This is a genomic window from Bacteroides sp. MSSM.1001136sp1_RTP21357st2_D2_RTP21359_211015, assembly GCF_040913205.1.
Taxonomy (GTDB): Bacteria; Bacteroidota; Bacteroidia; order Bacteroidales; family Bacteroidaceae; genus Bacteroides; species Bacteroides ovatus.
Genome location: NZ_JBDFVF010000016.1, coordinates 115,937 through 138,351 on the forward strand (window position 1 = coordinate 115,937; position 22,415 = coordinate 138,351).

Consider the following 22,415-nt stretch of genomic DNA (forward strand, 5'->3'; position numbering starts at 1 on the left):
GTTATTTATAATTCATCAAATCTTCTAATGTTTTCCAGCACTGATACAGTCCTCTTGGCACATGGAAGCATCCTTTCCATTTTCCTCCTTTGAGTGGTAGCAATATTTCGCCTCTTCGGTTCAAGTAGCCATACCATTCAGGATATTCTTTATCCTTGAAATGCTCCCAAGTGTAGTCATGTACCTTTTCAAACCATTCCAGACATCGTTTATCTCCGGTCAGTTGATAACCTTTTAATAGGGAAATAAGCGTCTCAATATGCACCCACCAGAGTTTCTGGTCCCATTCCAGTTGTTGGGGAGGACAACCGTTACGATCCATAAAATAGTAGATACCTCCATATTGCTTGTCCCAACCATAATTAAGCATCGTGAGAGTAGTCTCTTTGGCTTTCTCTATCAATTCCGGACGATTCAGACGCTTGCCCAGATCCATGATAAACCACATCGCTTCAATGGCATGCCCCGGAGTCACCTGACGACCTTCAAAACAATCGACCAGATTACCGTCTATGTCCACGTTTTCAACAATGATACCTCCGAGTTCAGGACGATAGAAAACTTCCATCACTTCATGGATACAAGTATCCATTGTTTCCCGCAGATACGTTTCATCCAATAAATGCTCTATCTCCAGTGCCAGGTTACAGAGGATCATTGGCAAGGCAAAGTTCTTCAGATTACGGGTACCCGGATGAAGCTTATTCCATCTCCCTTTCGGATTATCCACTTTGGAAAGGATTATATCGAAAGTTTTCTTGGCAATGTTCGCATATTCCTGATTACCGGTTGCAAGGCTCAACTGTCCGAAAGCCATGGTGGCGAATGTATACGAGAATATATTATACGGTTCTACCAATGGTCTACCCGAACGATCAAGGGAAAAATACCAGTTATAGTTACCATCATGTCCGTATTTTTTTAGAAATTCACCACCTTGAACGGCACAATCCAGCCATTCCTTGCGTTTTTCCACTTTATTGTAAAGCATGGAGAACATCCACACCTCACGACATTGCAGCCAGATGAACTTATCCGTATCGAACACTTTTCCTTCACGGTCCAGACAGGTGAAATAACCACCATACTCGTGGTCTTGGGAGTGTTCAAGCCAGAAAGGGAGGACACTGTCCAGAAGTTCATTCTTGTACAGACTTGCCAGTTTCTCGAAATCCATACTATTATTTCCATTATAGATTGGTATGGACAATTCAGCAGTGAAAGAGATGTCCGCTGAATGACCAATGTTATTCTTACTATCCATATTTATAAAATGTTAGTTTATTGTTATTAAGGTCTGTTTTATATTTATTCCGAACGGGTCCAGTATCTTTCAATCTCCTCCAGCGACTTCCCGGTGGTCTCCGGCACGAGTTTCCAGACAATTAGCATATACGGTACGCACATAACGGCAAACAGGAAGAATGTTCCGGCGGGGGTAAGGTTCTGGAGCATCCAGGGGGTTAACTGTCCGATCAGGTACGTTCCGATCCACAGAGCGAATCCTGCTATCGACATGGCCAGTCCGCGAACCTTGGTGGGATACATCTCCGAGAGGAGCACGAACACCACGGCACAGATGGATACGGCACAGCAGAATACATAGAACAGGAAGAAAATAAGCAGGAAGAGGCTGGATACTCCCAGGGAATCTCCGAAGAGGAAGTACAGGCCGATGAGAATCAGAGAAACAACCATTCCCGAAACTCCGTAATAAACAAGTTTCTTGCGGCCTACCTTATCAATGATGACAAGAGCCAGAACGGTGGTCAAAGTATTGACTAGTCCTACCAGAACTTGGTAAAATGAAAGTTAACTGTTTGCATAGCTGTATTATGGTAGAAAAGTTTTATCTTTATCGCGTTAAACTAACTAATACCCCCATTATGAGAAGAATTTTTTATTTACTTTTCCTTGTCTTATTAGGCTATTCTTTTGACGTAAAAGCTTCAGACACAGTGTTTATCCATGAAACACAAATCCCGGTTTTGATAGAGCGGCAGGACAATGTTCTGTTCTATATCCGGTTGGATGCAAAGGAAAGCAAGATGCTCGATGAAGTTGTTTTAGATTTCAGTAAAAGTACCAACTTAGCGGATGTCCAGGCAATCAAACTCTATTATGGAGGAACAGAGGCCTTACAAGATCAAAACAAAAATCGCTTTGCCCCTGTAGAGTACATATCCAGCCATCGACCGGGTGCGACATTGGCGGCTAATCCTTCCTATTCCATAAAATGTGCAGAGGTCGGACCATCGGAAAAAGTTGTATTAAGAGGTAATTACAATTTATTTCCAGGTGTCAACTTTTTTTGGATCAGTTTGCAGATGAAAACAGATGCCTCTTTGCATACTAAAATAGTCTCTGATTTACATGCTGTAAAAGTGGATGGGAAAGAACTCTATTGTAAATTTATTTCCCCGAAAGATATTACTCACCGGATGGCAGTCGGAGTTCGTCATGCTGGTAATGACGGTTCTGCTTCCTTCCGTATTCCCGGATTAGTGACAACCAATAAAGGAACATTATTGGGAGTGTACGATGTCCGATATAATAGTAGTGTCGATTTACAGGAATATGTAGATGTGGGTTTGAGTCGTAGCACTGACGGAGGGAAGAGCTGGGAGAAAATGCGTCTTCCGCTTTCATTTGGTGAGTATGGCGGTTTGCCTAAAGCACAGAATGGGGTAGGAGATCCCTCTATTTTGGTAGATACTCAAACGAATACCGTCTGGGTGGTTGCCGCATGGACACATGGTATGGGTAATCAACGTGCCTGGTGGAGCTCCCATTCGGGAATGGATATAAACCATACCGCACAGCTGGTATTGGCAAAGAGTACAGACGATGGTAAAACATGGTCGAAACCGATCAATATAACAGAGCAGGTAAAAGATCCGTCCTGGTATTTTCTCCTTCAAGGACCCGGACGTGGAATAACGATGAGCGACGGCACATTAGTATTTCCAACGCAGTTTATAGACTCTACCCGTGTTCCGAATGCAGGAATCATGTATAGTAAAGACCGGGGGAAAACGTGGAAAATGCACAATATGGCACGAACAAATACAACGGAAGCACAAGTTGCGGAAATAGAACCGGGAGTATTGATGCTGAATATGCGTGACAATAGAGGAGGAAGCCGGGCTATTGCCATAACGAAAGATTTGGGAAAAACCTGGACAGAACACCCGTCTTCACGTAAGGCACTTCAGGAACCGGTATGTATGGCCAGTCTGATTCATGTCGATGCCAAGGACAACGTTTTGAATAAAGACCTCCTGTTGTTTTCAAATCCGGATACGACTAAAGGGCGCAATCATATAACAATAAAAACAAGTCTGGATAAAGGACTTACCTGGTTGCCCGAACATCAAATCATGCTCGACGAAGCAGAAGGATGGGGATATAGTTGCCTGACGATGATTGATAAAGAGACAATCGGTATTCTATATGAGAGCAGTGTGGCACACATGACTTTTCAGGCGGTGAAATTAACAGATTTGTTAGGAATGAAATGATAGATATAATAGCGGTTAAACTATCCGATATGATAAAAGAATAAAACCGTATATTTATCGTGGCGTGCAAAAACAACATATTTTGTTAAATTATCAGTGAAATTTGCTGAAAAAATAATATCTTTGAATCCGTTAATATCTAATGCCCCACTATGATGATTAATTTGATCGGAAAAAAGGCTCAAATAGCATGTGAACTACTATGCTGTTGCAGTATGGCATATGCACAGAGCAATGACAATTCCGAAGTTGTCGTTCTAAATACAGGCTGGGAGTTTTCCCAGGTAGGGACGGAGCTGTGGCGACCGGCACAGGTTCCGGGCACCGTTCATCAGGATCTTATCAACCATAAACAACTTCCCGATCCTTTTTATGGCATCAATGAACAAAAGATTCAGTGGGTGGAAAATGAAGACTGGGAATACCGGACTGCTTTTACAGTTACCCCCGAACAACTGAAACGGGATGACGCCCAATTGGTTTTTGAAGGTCTTGACACATACGCCGATGTATACCTCAATGGAGCATTGTTGCTGAAAGCCGATAACATGTTTGTCGGTTATACCATACCTGTCAAGTCCCAACTCCGTATCGGAGAAAACCTTCTTCACATCTATTTTCATTCCCCCATCCGGCAGACACTGCCTCAATATAACTCGAACGGATTCAACTATCCGGCAGACAACGACCATCACGACAAACATTTAAGCATATTCTCCCGTAAAGCCCCTTACAGTTATGGCTGGGACTGGGGAATCCGCATGGTGACCAGCGGCATCTGGCGTCCGGTGACCATCCGTTTTTATGACGCAGCTTCTATCAGTGACTATCACGTAAAGCAACTCGCACTGACCGACCAGCTCGCAAATCTGTCTAATGAATTAGAAATAAACAACATACTCTCCCGGCCACTTCAGGCAGAGGTGAGAATCAATACCTCATTCGAAAGAAGTGCAGAAAAAAGCATCAGCCAGGCAATCACCTTACAGCCCGGAATCAATCATGTTTCCATACCTTCCGAAGTGGCATCCCCCGTACGTTGGATGCCGAATGGATGGGGAAAGCCCGCCCTGTATGATTTCTCCGCTCAAATCATAGTAGAAGATAAAGTCGTAGCCGAGCAATCGCACCGGATAGGACTGCGTACTGTTCGCCTCGTTAATGAAAAAGATAAAGACGGAGAATCCTTCTATTTTGAAGTAAATGGTGTACCTATGTTTGCCAAAGGAGCCAATTACATCCCCCAGGATGCACTCTTGACTAACGTCACTACCGAACGCTACCAAACCTTATTCCGCGACATCCGCGAAGCGAACATGAATGTCATTCGTGTATGGGGAGGTGGAACGTACGAAGATGACCGTTTCTATGACCTGGCAGATGAAAACGGAATACTGGTGTGGCAAGACTTCATGTTTGCCTGCACTCCCTATCCGTCCGACCCCACCTTTCTGAAAAGGGTAGAGGCGGAAGCCTGCTATAACATCCGTCGCCTTCGCAATCATGCTTCCCTGGCGATGTGGTGCGGCAATAACGAAATACTGGAAGCCTTAAAATATTGGGGATTCGACAAGAACTTCCCGCCCGAAATCTATCAGGAAATGTTTCGAGGCTACGACAAACTGTTCCATCAGCTCCTTCCAGCCAAGGTTAAGGAACTGGATGCCGACCGTTTCTACATACACAGCTCCCCGTATTTTGCCAACTGGGGGCGTCCTGAATCCTGGGGGATAGGAGACAGCCATAACTGGGGAGTCTGGTATGGTCAAAAAACATTCGAGTCACTCGATACAGACCTGCCCCGTTTCATGAGCGAATTCGGTTTTCAGTCCTTCCCGGAAATGAAGACCATCTCCACTTTCGCCGCTCCGGAAGATTATCAGATAGAATCGGAAGTGATGAATGCTCATCAGAAAAGCAGCATCGGCAACGCCCTGATTCGTACCTACATGGAGCGCGACTATATCATCCCCGAAAAATTTGAAGACTTTGTCTATGTCGGACTAGTACTGCAAGGACAAGGAATGCGTCACGGACTGGAAGCACACCGCCGGAACCGTCCTTACTGTATGGGTACCCTATATTGGCAACTGAATGACAGCTGGCCGGTAGTATCCTGGTCGAGCATCGACTATTACGGTAACTGGAAAGCCCTGCATTACCAAGCCAAACGAGTCTTTGCTCCAATCCTCATCAATCCTATCCGGCAGAACGACAGCCTCAATATCTACCTGATTTCCGACTGTCCGGACACCAAAGACCACCTGATGTTGGAAATGAAAGTAACAGACTTTGACGGAAAGAAACAAGGCAAGCCTATACAACTCAACACATTGACAGTTCCGGCTAACACTTCCCAATGCGTGTACCGTATAAAACCCGACACCTGGCTATCACCGGAAGAACAGCAACGCTGTTTCATGCAACTGACGCTAAAAGACAAGGCAGGAAACACCCTTGCCGAAACCGTATACTTCTTTAGAAAAACAAAAGACCTGCTTCTGCCTGAAACAACCGTTTCCTGCAAGATGAAACAGAAAGACGGCATGTGTGAACTGACATTGTTTTCTCCCGCTCTTGCAAAAGATGTCTTTATTGAAATTCCTTTGCAGGGAGCCCGTTTCAGCGACAACTTTTTCGACCTTCTTCCCGGAGAACGTAAAACGGTCGTCATCACTTCTCCCCAAATAAAGAAAGGAGAGGAGCTGCCTTTGACAATCAAACATATTCGTGAAACTTATAATTAATCTATTAATAACTTAACACTTAATTTTTTAGTTTATGAAGCAACTCTTTAAATTAACCGGATGTCTGGCACTAGCAGGACTTTTTGCCTCTTGCCAATCGGTGCAACAGGAAGCCAACTACCAGATCATCCCCATGCCACAAGAAATTGTAACCGCTCAAGGAAGTCCCTTCATCCTCAAGAGCAGTGTGAAAATTCTCTATCCGGAAGGAAACGAGAAGATGCAACGCAACGCAAAATTCCTGGCAGACTATCTGAAAACGGCTACCGGAAAAGATTTCGCCATTGAAGCCGGAACAGAAGGTAAAAACGCAATCGTACTGGCATTAGGCACGGAGAACGAAAATCCGGAATCCTACCAGATGAAAGTTACCGGTGACGGAATCACGATTACTGGTCCTACGGAAGCCGGCGTATTCTATGGCATCCAGTCCCTGCGCAAATCATTGCCTGTGGCTGTCGGTGCGGATATTGCCATGCCAGCCGTAGAAATCAATGACGCTCCCCGCTTTGGCTATCGTGGCGCGCATTTCGATACCAGCCGTCATTTCTTTACCGTGGATGAAATAAAGACCTACATCGACATGCAGGCTTTACATAACATGAACCGCCTCCACTGGCATATCACCGACGATCAAGGTTGGCGTCTGGAAATCAAAAAATACCCGAAACTGACTGAAATCGGTGCTAACAGAACAGAAACAGTCATCGGACGTAACTCCGGCGAATACGACGGCAAACCTTACGGTGGATTCTACACCCAGGAACAAGCCAAAGAAATTGTAGATTATGCAGCCGAACGCTACATCACCGTTGTTCCCGAAATCGACCTTCCGGGACACATGCAAGCTGCCCTTGCCGCTTACCCTGAACTGGGTTGTACCGGTGGTCCATACGAAGTATGGAGACAATGGGGTGTATCCGAGGATGTGCTTTGCGCCGGAAACGACCAAGTATTGAAATTCTTGGAAGATGTTTATGGTGAATTGATTGAAATCTTCCCATCACAATATATTCATGTAGGGGGCGACGAATGCCCGAAAGTAAGATGGGAAAAATGTCCGAAGTGCCAGGCACGTATCAAAGCATTGGGATTGAAGTCAGATCAGAGCCACAGCAAAGAAGAACGTTTGCAGAGCTTTGTCATCAACCATATTGAGAAATTCCTGAACGACCACGGACGTCAAATCATCGGTTGGGATGAAATCCTCGAAGGCGGACTTGCTCCGAATGCTACCGTGATGTCATGGCGTGGTGAGAAAGGTGGTATCGAAGCTGCGAAGCAGAAACACGATGTCATCATGACACCGAACACCTATCTGTATTTCGACTACTACCAAGCTAAAGACATCGAAAACGAACCGTTCGGTATCGGTGGTTATCTGCCGATGGAAAGAGTGTATAGCTACGAGCCGATGCCGGCTTCTCTTACTCCGGAAGAACAGAAATACATCAAGGGAGTGCAAGCCAACCTCTGGACAGAATACATCGCTACCTTCCCGCATGCACAGTACATGGTATTGCCTCGTTGGGCTGCTTTGTGTGAAATTCAGTGGTCCAGCCCCGAAAAGAAAAACTATGCCGACTTCCTGTCCCGTCTTCCACAACTGATTAAGTGGTACGATGCAGAAGGATACAATTACGCTAAACACGTATTTGACGTACAAGCCGAGTTTGACCCGAATCCGGCAGAAGGAACAATGGACGTTACCCTGTCTACCATCGACGGTGCCCCTGTTTACTATACATTAGACGGCACAGAACCTACTGCCGCTTCCTCCGTTTATGAAGGAGTATTGAAAATCAAGGAAAATGTAACCCTGTCCGCCAAAGCCATTCGTCCCAACGGCGAAAGCAAGATAGTGACAGAGAAGATTGATTTCAGCAAATCCAGCATGAAGCCGATTGTAGCTAATCAGCCTATCAATGAACAATACCTGTTCAAAGGAGCTTCCACTTTGATAGATGGTCTGAAAGGAAATAGCAGCTATAAGTCAGGCCGTTGGATCGCTTTCAACGGAAACGACATGGATATGACTATCGACCTCCAGCAACCTACTGAAATCTCAAGCGTGGCAATCTCTACCAATGTAGCAAAAGGGGACTGGGTATTTGATGCCAGAAACCTGTCCGTAGAAACTTCAGATGATGGCAAGACCTTCAAAAAGATTGCTTCCGAAGAATATCCGGAGATGAAAGAGACAGACAAAGACGGAATCGTTGAGCACAAACTAACCTTTGCTCCTGTGACCACCCAATACGTGAGAGTCATTGCTTCACCGGAGAAATCACTTCCGGCATGGCATGGAGGAAAAGGTAAAAAGGCATTTTTATTTGTAGACGAAATCAAAATTGATTAATGAATATAAGAAAAGAATACCCTAAAGTTTGTCTTTTCTTATGGATATTGGGGATGTGCTTCCATGCACATCCCATTCTGGCACAGTCCGTCATACCTGTCCCATTAAAAATGGAGCAGGGGACGGGCTCTTTTTTACTGTCAGAAAAGACTAAACTTTATACAAACCTGCAAGGTGGAGAAGCGGAACTCTGGGAGAATTACCTGAAAGCATTACCTGTTCAGCTGAAAGAAGCGAGAATGAAAGACAGGAAACAGATGCTTTTCTTATTGATAACCCCCAAGACCCCCCAATTGCCATCACCGGAAAGCTATACACTCTCCGTCACCTCTCAACGAATCGAGATCCGGGCAACTTCGGGAGCCGGATTATTCTATGGAATGCAAACCCTGTTACAGCTGATGCAACCGGCAAGCACAGGCAGCTATTCCGTACCCTCTGTCGAGATAGAAGACACCCCTCGTTTTGCTTATCGCGGACTGATGCTGGACGTATCCCGTCATTTCTCTACCAAAGAGTTTATAAAGAAGCAGATAGACGCATTGGCATATTACAAAATCAACCGTTTGCACCTGCACCTGACCGATGCGGCAGGCTGGCGGCTTGAAATCAAGAAATACCCTTTACTGACCGATTTTGCAGCCTGGCGTACAGACCCCACCTGGAAGAAATGGTGGAACGGCGGACGTAAATACCTCCGTTACGATGAACCCGGAGCTTCCGGCGGCTATTACACCCAGGACGATATTCGTGAAATACTGGAATATGCCCGTCAGCATTACATCACGGTGATTCCGGAGATTGAAATGCCTTCCCATTCGGAAGAAGTGCTGGCTGCCTACCCGCAGCTATCCTGTTCGGGAGAACCTTACAAGAACTCCGATTTCTGTGTCGGTAATGAAGAAACTTTCACCTTTCTGGAGAATGTACTGACGGAAGTCATGGAACTTTTCCCTTCCGAATACATTCATGTAGGAGGTGATGAGGCCGGCAAATCGGCTTGGAAGACCTGTCCGAAATGTCAGAAGAGAATGAAGGACGAGCATCTGGCCAATGTAGACGAGCTGCAAAGCTATCTGATACACCGTATCGAAAAGTTCCTCAACAATCACGGACGCCGTCTCTTGGGATGGGACGAGATTCTGCAAGGAGGTATCGCGCCCAATGCAACCGTTATGTCGTGGCGTGGAGAAGAGGGTGGTATTGCTGCCGTCACCTCCGGCCATCATGCCATCATGACACCGGGTGCATACTGTTATCTGGACAGCTATCAGGACGCCCCGTACTCCCAGCCGGAAGCTATCGGTGGCTACCTGCCATTGAAGAAAGTATATGCCTACGATCCTGTCCCCGCTTCCTTAACTGCGGAGCAGGCAAAGTTAGTCTATGGTGTGCAGGGTAACCTATGGGTGGAATATATCCCCACTCCCGAACACGTGGAATATATGATTTATCCCCGTATGCTGGCATTGGCGGAAGTAGCCTGGTCGGCTCCGGAACGTAAGTCGTGGCCCGATTTCCATACCCGCGCACTGTCAGCAGTGGCCGATTTACAGAAAAAAGGATACCATCCTTTCGATTTGAGCAAAGAAATCGGCAGCCGTCCCGAATCTCTTCAACCAGTCAGCCATTTGGCGCTCGGTAAAAAAGTGACCTATAACTCCTCCTATAGCCCCCATTATCCCGCACAAGGCAACACAGCCCTGACAGACGGCATACGTGGTGACTGGACTTACGGTGATGGTTCATGGCAAGGATTTATCTCGGACAACCGTCTCGATGTGACGATTGATATGGAAAAAGAAACCCCTATCCATTCCATCACCGCCGCTTTTATGCAAGTGGTCGGCGCGGAAGTATTCCTGCCGGAGACAGTGATTATTTCCATTTCCGATGATGGAATTAACTTCACGGAGTTGCAAAAACAACACTTTGAAGTGAGCAAAGAAACCCCTATCCGGTTTACGGATATTTCATGGCAGGGAGAAGCCAAAGGAAGATACGTACGTTACCAGGCACAGGCCGGAAGCGAATTCGGAGGGTGGATATTTACGGATGAGATAATCGTGAAATAGACATTGTCAATATCATTTATGAATAAAAGAGGGAATCTATTCAACCAGATTCTCTCTTTTTTTGTTATATTTGTATTATTACCTTAAAAACTAAGAATATGGTACAACACGCTAGACTCATTTTCTACACCCTTCTTCTTCTGGTAATCCCGTGCGAGAGCACCTTGGCGCAGAAGATTCCCGTCACGCCCATAGACTCATTGATAACTGTTGGATATGCCACCGGAAGTTTGAAAACCCTCTCCGGTTCCGTAGAGAAGATTACGGAGACACAGATGAATAAAGACCAGATAACGAACCCTTTGGAAGCAATCCGCGGACGTGTGCCGGGCTTGACTATCCAACGCGGGTCAAATGGTCCGGCAGCCTTGGATGCAGTACGCCTGCGGGGAACTACCTCACTGACCAGTGGCAATGACCCTTTGATAATCGTCGACGGAGTATTTGGTGACTTGAGTATGCTCACCTCCATTTACCCTACGGATATTGAGAGCTTCACCATTCTGAAAGACGCTTCCGAAACCGCACAATACGGTTCACGAGGAGCTTCCGGTGTGATCGAGGTCACCACTAAAAAAGGAATGAGCGGCAGAACACAGGTAGCCTACAACGGTAGCTTCGGAATTTCCACCGTCTACAAGAATCTGAAAATGCTGTCCGGCGATGAGTACCGCCGTGTCGCCTCGGAACGCGGGATTTCCATTCTGGATAAAGGAAATAACACCGATTTTCAGAAAGAGATTGAACAGACAGGACTACAACAAAACCATCACATCGCCTTTTATGGCGGTTCCAGTGAGTCCAGCTATCGCGTTTCTCTTGGTTTCATGGATCGTCAGGGAGTGATTCTGAATGAAGACATGAAAAACTTCACTTCGAATATGAACATGAATCAGAAAATGTTCGACGGCTTCCTGAACTGCGAGCTGGGAATGTTCGGTTCCATTCAGAAGAATCATAATCTGGTGGATTATCAGAAAACGTTCTATTCGGCAGCCACATTCAACCCCACCTATCCCAACCATAAAGACCCCGTCACCAATTCTTGGGATGGAATAACGACCGCCAGTCAAATCACCAATCCATTGGCATGGATGGAAGTGCAGGACGATGATGCCACTTCGCACATCAGCACGCATGCCCGTCTGACTTTCAATCTACTGGAAGGGCTGAAACTTAACCTCTTCGGTGCCTATACCTATAATATCGTGGAAAATTCGCAATACCTCCCCACCTCCGTCTGGGCGAACGGCCAGGCTTACAAAGGAACCAAAAAGCGAGAATCCTTGCTGGGCAACATGATGCTGACCTATAAGAAAAACTGGAAAAAACATTTCTTTGACGTGTTGGCACTTGCCGAACTTCAAAAAGAAACCTACACGGGATATTATACAACAGTAAGCAATTTCAGCACCGACAAATTCGGGTATAATAATCTTCAGGCAGGCGCACTCCGTTTGTGGGAAGGCACTAATTCTTACTACGACCAACCCCGTCTGGCATCCTTCATGGGACGTTTCAACTATACATACGCCGACCGCTACGTACTGACGCTGAACGCCCGTACAGATGCTTCCTCCAAATTCGGGGCGAACCACAAATGGGGATTCTTCCCCTCCGCATCTGCCGCATGGGTGATTAGTGAAGAAGAATTTATGAAGCAGTTGCCGATGGTGGATAATCTGAAATTCCGTATTGGCTACGGTCTGGCAGGTAATCAGAGTGGGATTGACTCATACACTACATTGAACCTTGTAAAGCCGAACGGTGTAGTCCCCGTCGGAAACTCCGCCGTCGTATCTTTAGGAGACTTACGGAACACGAATCCCGACCTGAAATGGGAAGTGAAACATACCTTTAATACCGGTATCGACGTAGCTCTTTTCGGCAACCGCCTGCTGCTTTCCGCCAACTATTACAACTCCCGAACCACAGACATGCTTTACCTTTACAACGTAAGCGTACCGCCTTTCACCTATAACACCTTGCTTGCCAACATCGGTTCCATGCGCAACTGGGGTACGGAAATCGCCATCGGCATCACCCCCTTGAAGACCAAGGATATGGAACTGAATATCAATGCCAATATCACTTTCCAGCGCAACAAACTGCTCTCATTAAGCGGTATGTACAACGGCGAAATGCTTTCTGCTCCCGAATATAAAAGTCTTGCTGGCCTCGACGGAGCCGGCTTTCATGGAGGATACAACCACATCGTATATCAGATGGTGGGTCAACCGTTGGGCGTGTTCTATCTTCCCCACAGTACGGGACTGGAATCCGACGGAAACGGCGGATACACCTATGGCATCGCCGATCTGAATGGCGGAGGTGTCAGCCTTGAAGATGGTGAAGACCGCTACGTGGCAGGACAAGCCGTACCTAAAACGATTCTTGGCTCCAACATCAGTTTCCGCTACAAGCGTTTCGACCTGTCTTTGCAGGTTAACGGAGCTTTCGGACATAAAATTTACAACGGAACCTCCCTGACCTATATGAACATGAATATATTTCCCGACTATAACGTAATGAAGAAAGCCCCGAAACAGAACATCAAGGATCAAACCGCCACCGACTATTGGTTGGAAAAGGGAGATTATGTCAACTTCGACTATGTGACGCTGGGTTGGAATGTGCCGATTGAGAAAGTGCAGAAACTGAAGAAATATGTCCGCTCCCTGCGTCTGGCATTTACAGTCAACAACCTGGCAACCATTTCCGGTTATTCGGGACTTTCACCCATGATTAACAGTTCAACAGTGAACTCCACTTTAGGCGTGGATGATAAACGGGGATATCCGTTGGCGCGGACGTACACACTGGGATTGAGTATTAACTTTTAATGGAGGAGGAGATGATGAAACAATATATGAAAAATAAAAGTCTTTTTTTGCAGAAAGAAGAACTGCTTTCAAGGATAGCGGAACTGTTTTCAAAGAAGATCTTACGTCCTTCGGGAGTGCTGGTATTCCTTCTTATAACGTGCCTGGGTTTATTCTCATGTAGTAAGTTTTTGGAGGAAAATCCGAAAGATAAGTTACCCGAAGATGACGTTTACAATACAATCTCGGAAGTATATCTCAATGCAGTAGCTTCGCTTTATACATACGTAGGCGGTTATAGTGATAGTCAGGGATTGCAGGGAACGGGTAGGGGAGTCTACGACCTGAACACCTTTACCTCCGACGAAGCCATTATCCCCACCCGTGGAGGTGACTGGTATGACGGTGGTTTTTGGCAAGGACTTTACCTGCACGATTGGGGAATAGAGAATGATGCCATTCAGGCTACATGGGAATATCTCTATAAAGTCGTCATGTTAAGTAACAAATCACTGGAACGGATAGACAAATTCGCCGAAACTCATTCCGCTACGGAACTGCCGGCATACCGTGCCGAAGTACGTGCCATGCGGGCTATGTATTATTATTACCTGATGGATTTGTTCGGACGCATCCCGCTAGTTCAATCCTCTTCCGTAGCAATGAAAGATGTAGTGCAAAGTGAACGAAAAACGGTCTTTGACTTTGTTGTCAAGGAATTGCAAGAGGCGGCTCCTTTGTTGAGCGATGCACATAGCAACCAGTCCGGCCCTTACTATGGCCGTATCACTCGCCCCGTGGTAACTTTCCTACTGGCCAAACTGGCTTTGAACTCCGAAGTTTATACAGACAATGATTGGACGGACGGACAACGCCCGGATGGAAAAAATATAAAGTTCACAGTGAACGGCAGCGAACTAAATGCCTGGGAAACAGTTATCTACTATTGTGACCAACTCAAGACTATGGGCTACAAACTGGAACCGGAATACGAAACGAATTTCTCTATATTCAACGAACCGTCCGTAGAGAATGTCTTCACTATCCCGATGAACAAAACTCTGTACACCAACCAGATGCAATATCTCTTCCGTTCCCGCCACTATAATCACGCCAAGGCTTACGGACTAAGCGGTGAGAACGGTCCCAGCGCCACCATTGAAGCCCTCGAAGCTTTCGGTTATGAAACCGCGGAACAAGATCCCCGTTTTGATATTTGCTATTTTGCAGGAATTGTCCACGACCTGAAAGGAAACATAATCAAACTGGATAATGGAACGGTACTGGAATATCTGCCCTGGAAAGTATCTCTGGATATAACAGATACCCCATACGAACAAACCGCAGGAGCCCGCATGAAAAAGTATGAAGTCGACCCGACTGCCACAAAAGACGGTAAGTTGATGGAGAATGACATTGTATTGTTCCGCTATGCAGACGCTTTGTTGATGAAGAGTGAAGCGAAAGTCCGGAACGGAGCAAACGGAGATGAAGAACTCAATGAAGTTCGTAGCCGTGTCAACGCTTCTCCCCGCACTGCCACTTTAGAGAATATCCTTGCCGAACGTCAGCTGGAACTGGCTTGGGAAGGATGGAGACGACAGGACTTAGTCCGCTTCGGGAAGTTTACAAGAGCTTACAGCAGCCGTCCGCAACTACCGGATGAGGCAAGTGGATATACAACTGTATTCCCTATACCGGAGAAAATACGGGTGATGAATGAGAGGTTGAAACAGAATCCGGGGTATTAGGAAGAAGATAGTAGTAATCAAAATAAAAAATCCTCGATTTTCATCCGGAGAATCGAGGATTTATATTATTTGTTGCAGCACTTGTAGAGATAATAGCTAATGCAGAAATCCATATTATATGTAGTGTGGTTATTACTCGATCCAGTCGAATAACTCAATTAAATCGAATTACCCAATCAAATCGAAATCATATTTTTCAAATTCACTCCCATTGATTATTATAGCAATTTGATGAAGCCCGAGATGGAATTTTCTCGTTGTAACCACACGGAAAGAGTGCTTTCGCGTTATTCGTGTGGTAGAATTCCCGGCATATTCTTTTTCGCTGATTTTATGAACTTTCTTCGTCAGCGTTCCATTTGCTTTTTGGTAATAAATACCATATTCAAGCCGTATTTTGATTGTCTTATTGCTATGATTCAACAAGTTAAAACCAAACTCCAACGAATCCCCGACTTTAACCTTAGGACTTGAAATCTGAAAATCCTCCACACTAATATTATTTCTGATAGAATCAAAGCCAAACAACTCCATCACCTCTGGAATCCCTTGTTTTAAGAGCGTCCGGCAACCGTGTTTAATAATCCAGTCTACCTCTTTCGATTCCCCCTTCCATTTCTTTGCCAAATCAATGACAATTTCCGGATTATCTTTCGCAATATCATTCAAATTATTGGCAACGCTCAACCGTACAAATCTTGCCGGATCATTTTTAAGATTCTCTAAAATAGGAATAATAGGTGTCGGGTCTTTCTTCAGATTCGGCAAAGCCATCGCCCAAGGCAAACGCGGACGGCAACCTTCTGACGAAAGCCGCCTTACTCCCCAATGCTCATGTTTCGACCAAACCAACATCTGCTTCATCATTTTATCTGGATATTTTATTATAAAAGGATGAGTCACAAATTCGCAACTTGTGAACTGTGTGATTTTCTCTATCGCCTTGACAGACGTTTCATAATCATCCAACCCATATTGCTCGACATAATTATCCAGAATCGCCCCATACTCCAGCATCAATCCAAACTTCGTATCATCTATTACCGAAAAATCAGGCCGCGTACTTTTTACATGATCCAACAACTCAAGAATCTTAGCGATTGCCTCTTTGTAATCTGCCGGCAAAAACTTTTTCAGAATGGTAGTGATATGTATGCAGCGCTGTTTAAGTTCCCTGCCTTCCCATTCATCATCCATAACTTGAGAAACAAACCCGTGAGCATCAAAATCATCGATAACAAGTTTTAAATCTTTCGTAAATAGGTCGAAAAATTGCTTGTTGTACATATTCTTAAAAGGTTCTGCCATACTTGATTTATATATTTTAGTTAGAGCCCCGACTTATTGGATATATTGTTCAATAATACTATATCTTTCCTTTAAAGAATCAATATGCTTCACCTCTCCTTCGGTCATTCCTTTCATATTAACTCCACATTTCTCGCAAAAGGACGAATCAACAGGATTTTTATGTCCATTTTCGCATATATACTTCTCGCCATTATCTCTTGTAAACACACCGCCTTTTACAACTTCTATTTTTCCCGTATCCGGCAGGCTGTTTAAACACTCTAATATTGTTTTCATCCATTTTAAATCCTTGGCATCATAAGAATTCTTTGTTGCTGACAACAATCTCACCCCTTCGTGGATTTTTCCTTTCACTATTGTTTCATATATAGACTCACCATCAAAAAGACAGCACTCCTTTATTAGAATTCTTATCTTTTTGTGTTCAATATGCTGATAGATAACGGGAATGACGAAATCAGGAGGAGTGGCAGATAAAACCTGTTTGATGTTAGCCGCCTCTTCCGCATAATAATCGAGATCTATGGAGATATATCTTTTTATAAGACTTTCTATTATCTCTGTTTGCGGATATTCCAGTAAAAACTCTACCCATTCGGAAGTCAAAGGTACCGCATCTTTTATTTGAGAAATAATATACCGCCTGTCTATTTCCTTTTGCAAATCAGATTGACTGATGGATGTACGAATGATCTCCTCTTCAGATAATTCTTTATTATTCATTTCAATGATACAGGCCGTTCCGGAAACAGAAACCATAAACATTGATTTATCCTTACCGGAAATTTCATCAAAATCGACTCTGAAACCAACAATCGCATTTGCACCCAAGTTTAATGCTTTTTGTTTCAATGCCTTTGATGCTTCGCCGTATATAATTTCCAATTTTCTTCTATACGAGTCAGAACGTCCACCAAAAAAGTCAGTGAATGATGCAGCAAAATCGGAGAATATATTGGTACCTATCACGATATTGGAACAGATGGTATCTATATATTTTTTTATAGGACAACCCTCTATTGTGTTAGTCGTGGACATGATAAATTCGTTTCTCATAATATGAATTTTAAAGTGTTAGTCTTTATTTTATGTCGCTTTACGTCCATTTGTTTGCTACACAAATATATGTCTTTTTTTTTAAAAGGACAAGCCCTAAAAACAGAAGTGAGCCACAAAAAAGATTGCAGCTCACTTATACCTTATATATTATAGCAAAAAATTAATCGAAGAAACTCTTGAACTTCTTGAAAATCTTCTCCTTCACCGACGTGTTAGGTTTGAAGTTGTCCGAAGCCTCCATCTTTTCGAGCGTGCTCTTTTCCTCTTTATTGAGCGCTTCCGGCACATAGATACTGATGTTGACGAGTAAATCCCCCGTTCCGTACCCGTTCACATTCGGCAATCCCTTGCCGCGCAAACGAAGCACCTTACCCGGTTGAGTACCCGAATCAATCTTTACTTTCACTTTGCCGTCGATAGTCGGAATTTCCACAGCTCCGCCCAGAGCAGCAGTCGGGAAACTAAGCAACAGATTATAAATCAAATCATTCTCGTCGCGAATCAAGTCCTGATGCGGTTCTTCCTCTACGAGAATCAGCAAGTCGCCTGCCACACCATTGTGTTTGCCGGCATTTCCTTTGCCACCCATAGAAAGCTGCATACCCTCTGCCACTCCGGCAGGGATTTTCACCGACACCACTTCTTCACCGTAAATGATTCCGTCGCCACCACACTTCTTACATTTGTTCTTGATAATCTTACCCTCACCGCCACAAGTAGAACAAGTGACGCGAGTCTGCATAGTGCCCAGAATAGTCTGCTGGTTACGGATCACGGAGCCGCTACCCTTACAAGTAGGACAAGTCTCCGAACCGCCGTCACCTTCGGCACCCGTGCCATGACACTGGTCACACGGCACATATTTTTTGAGTTTAAATTTCTTTTCTACTCCGGTAGAGATCTCCTTCAACGTCAGCTTCACTTTCACACGAAGGTCACTGCCGCGATACCGGCGTTGCTGTGAACCGCCACCGCCAAATCCGCTAAACCCTCCGAAGCCTCCCCCGAAACCGCCGCCGCGGCCACCGAAGATGTCGCCAAACATAGAGAAAATGTCATCCATCGACATCCCCTCGCCACCGAAACCACCGAACGGACCGCCATTGCCTGCCGCACCGCTCACTCCCGCATGACCGAACTGATCGTAACGCGAACGCTTTTCCGGGTTACTCAACACGTCATAAGCCTCGGCCGCCTCCTTAAATTTCTCTTCCGCCTCCTTATCCCCCGGATTCTTGTCAGGGTGATACTGGATTGCTTTCTTACGGTACGCTTTCTTAATCTCCTCTACTGTGGCTGTCTTCGTCACCTCCAATATTTCGTAATAGTCTCTTTTTTCTGCCATGCTTCTTTAAAAATTATGAGTTTTATGGGTTGCGAATCCTTATTCCCCTACTACCACTTTGGCGTGGCGCAACACTTTGTCGTTCAGTGTATACCCCGTCTGCACACAATCCAGAATCTTACCTTTCTGTGCTTCCGACGGTGCGGGGATTACCGCGATGGCTTCATGGAAATCAGTATCCAGCGGTTGGTCTTTCGTCTCGATGACTTTCACACCATTTTGAGCCAGAACAGCCATAAATTTATTGTAAATCAGTTCCACCCCTTCTTTTACGGCATTGACATCCGTTGCCGTTTCCATCGTCTTGATGGCACGTTCGAAATCGTCCACTACCGGAAGAATACTGCCAAGACTCTTTTCGCCACCATTCAGGATCAGTTCGGCCTTCTCCTTTAAAGTGCGTTTACGATAATTGTCGAACTCGGCAGACAGGCGCAGATATTTATCCTTTTGCTCTTCAAGCGCTTCTTGAGCCTTTTCCAGTTCCTTTTCCAACTCCTCTTCATGAGTCAGCGGAGCGGTTCCCTCTGCTTGTTCGTTTTGCGGTTGGTCTTCCGCAGGATTGTGAGTTTCCTCCACATTCAGTTCCTCTTCCTTCACTTTTTTTTCTTTCGGATCCATCTTGGTATTTACTATTTTATTATTTACTATTTAGAAACACACGTTATCTATGCAAGATACCGCTTATAAACATACCGGACTGACCGGATGTCACAGATTTCGTCTGCAAAAACTTTGCCAAGTTGGCCGTTTTGCCAAAAAACGCAGCAAAGGTAACACTTTTATGTCAGATTGGCACATATCAGATAGCTCATAATTCATTTTAAATGTCTACCTTTGCACGCTCAAATAGTAAATAGTAACTAGTAAAATAGTAAATAATAAGATGATTACAGTTTCGAACGTATCGGTTCAGTTTGGTAAAAGAGTGTTATTTAATGACGTAAACCTGAAGTTTACGAGTGGTAATTGTTATGGTATTATCGGTGCGAACGGTGCGGGAAAATCTACGTTTCTTCGTACGATTTACGGAGATTTGGACCCGACAACAGGTACGATTGCGCTCGGACCGGGCGAACGTCTCTCGGTGTTGAGTCAGGACCACTTCAAGTGGGACTCATATACTGTCATGGATACCGTCATGATGGGACATACCGTGTTGTGGGACATCATGAAGCAGCGCGAAGAATTGTATGCAAAAGAAGATTTCACAGACGAAGACGGACTGAAAGTATCCGAATTGGAAGAAAAATTTGCCGAGTTGGACGGATGGAATGCGGAAAGCGACGCAGCCATGCTGTTGAGCGGACTGGGCGTGAAAGAAGATAAGCATTACGTATTGATGGGTGAATTGAGTGGTAAGGAAAAAGTGCGTGTCATGCTGGCGCAGGCATTGTACGGAAATCCGGACAACCTCTTGCTCGATGAGCCTACCAATGACTTGGATATGGAAACAGTGACCTGGTTGGAAGAATATCTTGCCAACTTCGAGCATACCGTATTGGTGGTAAGCCACGACCGTCACTTCCTCGACTCTGTATGTACACACACCGTAGACATCGACTACGGAAAAATCAATATGTTTGCCGGTAACTATAGTTTCTGGTACGAATCCAGCCAATTGGCTCTCCGTCAGCAACAGAACCAGAAGGCGAAGGCTGAAGAGAAGAAGAAAGAACTCGAAGAGTTTATCCGCCGTTTCAGCGCGAACGTAGCGAAGAGCAAGCAGACAACGAGCCGTAAGAAGATGTTGGAGAAACTGAACGTAGAAGAAATCAAACCTTCTTCACGTAAGTATCCGGGCATCATCTTCACTCCCGAACGCGAGCCGGGCAACCAGATTCTGGAAGTTTCCGGATTGAGCAAGAAGACGGAAGAAGGCGTGGTGCTCTTCAACGACGTGAACTTCAACGTAGAGAAAGGTGACAAGGTGGTATTCCTGTCACGCAATCCGCGCGCGATGACTGCTTTCTTCGAAATTATCAACGGAAACATGAAACCCGATGCAGGTACTTTCAACTGGGGGGTAACCATCACCACTGCTTACCTGCCGCTGGATAACACTGATTTCTTCAATTCCGACCTGAACCTGGTAGACTGGTTGAGCCAGTTTGGAGAAGGCAACGAGGTATATATGAAAGGCTTCCTCGGCCGTATGCTTTTCTCCGGCGAAGAGGTATTGAAGAAAGTAAGCGTACTCTCCGGAGGTGAGAAGATGCGTTGTATGATTGCCCGTATGCAGCTGCGCAATGCCAACTGCCTCATTCTGGACACTCCGACCAACCATCTGGACTTGGAATCTATCCAGGCATTCAACAACAACCTGAAGACGTACAAAGGAAATATCCTCTTCTCGTCTCATGACCACGAATTTATTCAGACCGTTGCCAACCGCATCATCGAACTGACACCGAACGGTATCATCGACAAGATGATGGAATATGACGAATATATCACTTCCGACCATATTAAGGAATTGCGGGCGAAGATGTACGGAGACAAATAAGTGACCGGACGAATAAAAGCCCCTGACTCCCATACATGAAGTCTGATGAATAACCAATTTAACAGCAACCTATTCTCAACAATGGGTTGCTGTTCTTTTTAGCACTATGGAAATAAAATATTTTGAAAACAGAGAAGATTGGCGAAAATGGCTGGCAGACAACTTTGAAAACGCCAATGACGTTTGGTTTGTATTCCCCTCCAAATCTTCGGGCGAAAAAAGTGTTACATACAACGACGCTGTCGAGGAAGCCCTTTGCTTCGGATGGATCGACAGCACCATAAAGGCGCTCGACAAAGAACATAAAATCCAGCATTTCACACCCAGAAACCCTAAAAGTTCCTACTCGCAAGCCAACAAAGAGAGACTGAAATGGTTGCTGGAACATAATATGATTCACCCTGATAGGGAAGATAATATACGAAAAGTATTGTCAGCCCCTTTTGTCTTCCCGAATGATATTATCGGAAAACTGAAAGAGGATAAAACAGTATGGGAGAATTACCAACAATTTTCCGATGCGTATAGACGTATCCGAATTGCATACATTGAAGCTGCCAGAAAACGGCCCGAAGAATTTGAAAAGCGATTGAACAACTTCATCAATAAAACGAAGGAAAATAAAATGATAAAAGGATTTGGGGGAATTGAAAAATACTACTAATCCCTATGTCTGTAATTGTAACTTTGATTGCAATAACAGGACAGAAGCATTATGCGCATAATTGATATTCAATTCTCTTTCTCGAACGTAGTTATTTTTCTGCCCTTCACCTTTCTTCCAGATTCCTGATAAATAGTGTGTTTACGGGTGAAGGGGCGCTCTTACACCGTCTTTTTACCGTAAGCGTCTCCGCGATTCTATATAGTGTATTAAAATAAAAAGGCTAATGATCCCTTTTTAGTCATTAGCCTTTTC

Annotated in this window: 13 protein-coding genes and 1 pseudogene; 8 read left to right on the forward strand and 6 right to left on the reverse strand. The window is 45.0% G+C overall.

What is annotated here, in order from left to right:
- Window position 1 precedes the first annotated feature (1 nt).
- Both AB5217_RS12160 and AB5217_RS12165 read right to left on the reverse strand, forming a co-directional pair.
- Complete coding sequence (locus AB5217_RS12160) at window positions 2-1,177, reverse strand: AGE family epimerase/isomerase (RefSeq protein WP_032846418.1); 1,176 nt, start codon at window positions 1,175-1,177, stop codon at window positions 2-4.
- A gap of 131 nt (window positions 1,178-1,308) precedes the next feature.
- Window positions 1,309-1,806: pseudogene (locus AB5217_RS12165) on the reverse strand (MFS transporter); the annotation flags it as partial.
- 80 nt (window positions 1,807-1,886) lie between these two features.
- Here AB5217_RS12165 and AB5217_RS12170 point away from each other — a divergent pair.
- From AB5217_RS12170 to AB5217_RS12195, 6 genes are all read left to right on the forward strand, one after another.
- Window positions 1,887-3,521 carry a sialidase family protein gene (locus AB5217_RS12170; RefSeq protein WP_008651699.1) on the forward strand — a complete coding sequence of 545 codons (1,635 nt, stop codon included), beginning with the start codon at window positions 1,887-1,889 and terminating at the stop codon, window positions 3,519-3,521.
- 152 nt (window positions 3,522-3,673) lie between these two features.
- The gene (locus AB5217_RS12175) at window positions 3,674-6,268 is read left to right on the forward strand and encodes a beta-mannosidase (RefSeq protein ID WP_008777495.1); all 2,595 of its coding nucleotides are present in this window, start codon (window positions 3,674-3,676) and stop codon (window positions 6,266-6,268) included.
- 34 nt (window positions 6,269-6,302) lie between these two features.
- Window positions 6,303-8,627: a family 20 glycosylhydrolase gene (locus AB5217_RS12180; RefSeq protein ID WP_008777494.1), complete on the forward strand. Its 2,325-nt coding sequence runs from the start codon at window positions 6,303-6,305 to the stop codon at window positions 8,625-8,627.
- Window positions 8,627-10,702 (forward strand): family 20 glycosylhydrolase, encoded by a 2,076-nt coding sequence (locus AB5217_RS12185; protein WP_004297901.1) that lies wholly within the window; start codon window positions 8,627-8,629, stop codon window positions 10,700-10,702. Before AB5217_RS12180 ends, AB5217_RS12185 begins: the two co-directional genes overlap by 1 nt.
- Window positions 10,703-10,800: 98 nt before the next feature.
- The gene (locus AB5217_RS12190) at window positions 10,801-13,545 is read left to right on the forward strand and encodes a SusC/RagA family TonB-linked outer membrane protein (protein ID WP_008775980.1); all 2,745 of its coding nucleotides are present in this window, start codon (window positions 10,801-10,803) and stop codon (window positions 13,543-13,545) included.
- A gap of 11 nt (window positions 13,546-13,556) precedes the next feature.
- Window positions 13,557-15,275, forward strand: coding sequence for a RagB/SusD family nutrient uptake outer membrane protein (locus tag AB5217_RS12195; protein WP_004308802.1), 1,719 nt, complete (start codon window positions 13,557-13,559; stop codon window positions 15,273-15,275).
- A 168-nt stretch (window positions 15,276-15,443) separates the two neighbouring features.
- Here AB5217_RS12195 and AB5217_RS12200 read toward each other — a convergent pair whose 3' ends face one another.
- The 4 genes from AB5217_RS12200 to AB5217_RS12215 all read right to left on the reverse strand — a co-directional run bounded on the left by AB5217_RS12200 (window position 15,444) and on the right by AB5217_RS12215 (window position 19,611).
- A complete protein-coding gene (locus tag AB5217_RS12200; RefSeq protein ID WP_032845935.1) occupies window positions 15,444-16,583 on the reverse strand; it encodes a DNA alkylation repair protein in 1,140 nt (379 codons plus the stop codon).
- A gap of 33 nt (window positions 16,584-16,616) precedes the next feature.
- Window positions 16,617-17,642: a YbjQ family protein gene (locus tag AB5217_RS12205; protein ID WP_032845937.1), complete on the reverse strand. Its 1,026-nt coding sequence runs from the start codon at window positions 17,640-17,642 to the stop codon at window positions 16,617-16,619.
- 163 nt (window positions 17,643-17,805) lie between these two features.
- Window positions 17,806-18,990 carry a molecular chaperone DnaJ gene (gene dnaJ, locus AB5217_RS12210; protein WP_004307195.1) on the reverse strand — a complete coding sequence of 395 codons (1,185 nt, stop codon included), beginning with the start codon at window positions 18,988-18,990 and terminating at the stop codon, window positions 17,806-17,808.
- Between the two features lie 39 nt (window positions 18,991-19,029).
- A complete protein-coding gene (locus AB5217_RS12215) occupies window positions 19,030-19,611 on the reverse strand; it encodes a nucleotide exchange factor GrpE (protein WP_004297892.1) in 582 nt (193 codons plus the stop codon).
- Between the two features lie 265 nt (window positions 19,612-19,876).
- Here AB5217_RS12215 and AB5217_RS12220 point away from each other — a divergent pair, with 265 nt between their 5' ends.
- Entirely contained in the window at window positions 19,877-21,496 is a 1,620-nt protein-coding gene (locus AB5217_RS12220; RefSeq protein WP_004297887.1) for an ABC-F family ATP-binding cassette domain-containing protein, read from the forward strand.
- 106 nt (window positions 21,497-21,602) lie between these two features.
- Window positions 21,603-22,160 carry a YdeI/OmpD-associated family protein gene (locus AB5217_RS12225; RefSeq protein ID WP_004297886.1) on the forward strand — a complete coding sequence of 186 codons (558 nt, stop codon included), beginning with the start codon at window positions 21,603-21,605 and terminating at the stop codon, window positions 22,158-22,160.
- The last annotated feature ends 255 nt before the right edge of the window (window positions 22,161-22,415 follow it).

Bases quoted from the DNA above. Each gene is read 5' to 3' on its own strand.
- AB5217_RS12160 (WP_032846418.1), bottom strand. From the start codon at position 1,177: ATGGATTTCGAGAAACTGGCAAGTCTGTACAAGAATGAACTTCTGGAC.
- AB5217_RS12220 (WP_004297887.1), top strand. From the start codon at position 19,877: ATGATTACAGTTTCGAACGTATCGGTTCAGTTTGGTAAAAGAGTGTTA.
- AB5217_RS12215 (WP_004297892.1), bottom strand. From the start codon at position 19,611: ATGGATCCGAAAGAAAAAAAAGTGAAGGAAGAGGAACTGAATGTGGAG.
- AB5217_RS12225 (WP_004297886.1), top strand. From the start codon at position 21,603: ATGGAAATAAAATATTTTGAAAACAGAGAAGATTGGCGAAAATGGCTG.
- AB5217_RS12180 (WP_008777494.1), top strand. From the start codon at position 6,303: ATGAAGCAACTCTTTAAATTAACCGGATGTCTGGCACTAGCAGGACTT.
- AB5217_RS12170 (WP_008651699.1), top strand. From the start codon at position 1,887: ATGAGAAGAATTTTTTATTTACTTTTCCTTGTCTTATTAGGCTATTCT.
- AB5217_RS12190 (WP_008775980.1), top strand. From the start codon at position 10,801: ATGGTACAACACGCTAGACTCATTTTCTACACCCTTCTTCTTCTGGTA.
- AB5217_RS12175 (WP_008777495.1), top strand. From the start codon at position 3,674: ATGATGATTAATTTGATCGGAAAAAAGGCTCAAATAGCATGTGAACTA.
- AB5217_RS12205 (WP_032845937.1), bottom strand. From the start codon at position 17,642: ATGAGAAACGAATTTATCATGTCCACGACTAACACAATAGAGGGTTGT.
- dnaJ (WP_004307195.1), bottom strand. From the start codon at position 18,990: ATGGCAGAAAAAAGAGACTATTACGAAATATTGGAGGTGACGAAGACA.
- AB5217_RS12185 (WP_004297901.1), top strand. From the start codon at position 8,627: ATGAATATAAGAAAAGAATACCCTAAAGTTTGTCTTTTCTTATGGATA.
- AB5217_RS12195 (WP_004308802.1), top strand. From the start codon at position 13,557: ATGATGAAACAATATATGAAAAATAAAAGTCTTTTTTTGCAGAAAGAA.
- AB5217_RS12200 (WP_032845935.1), bottom strand. From the start codon at position 16,583: ATGGCAGAACCTTTTAAGAATATGTACAACAAGCAATTTTTCGACCTA.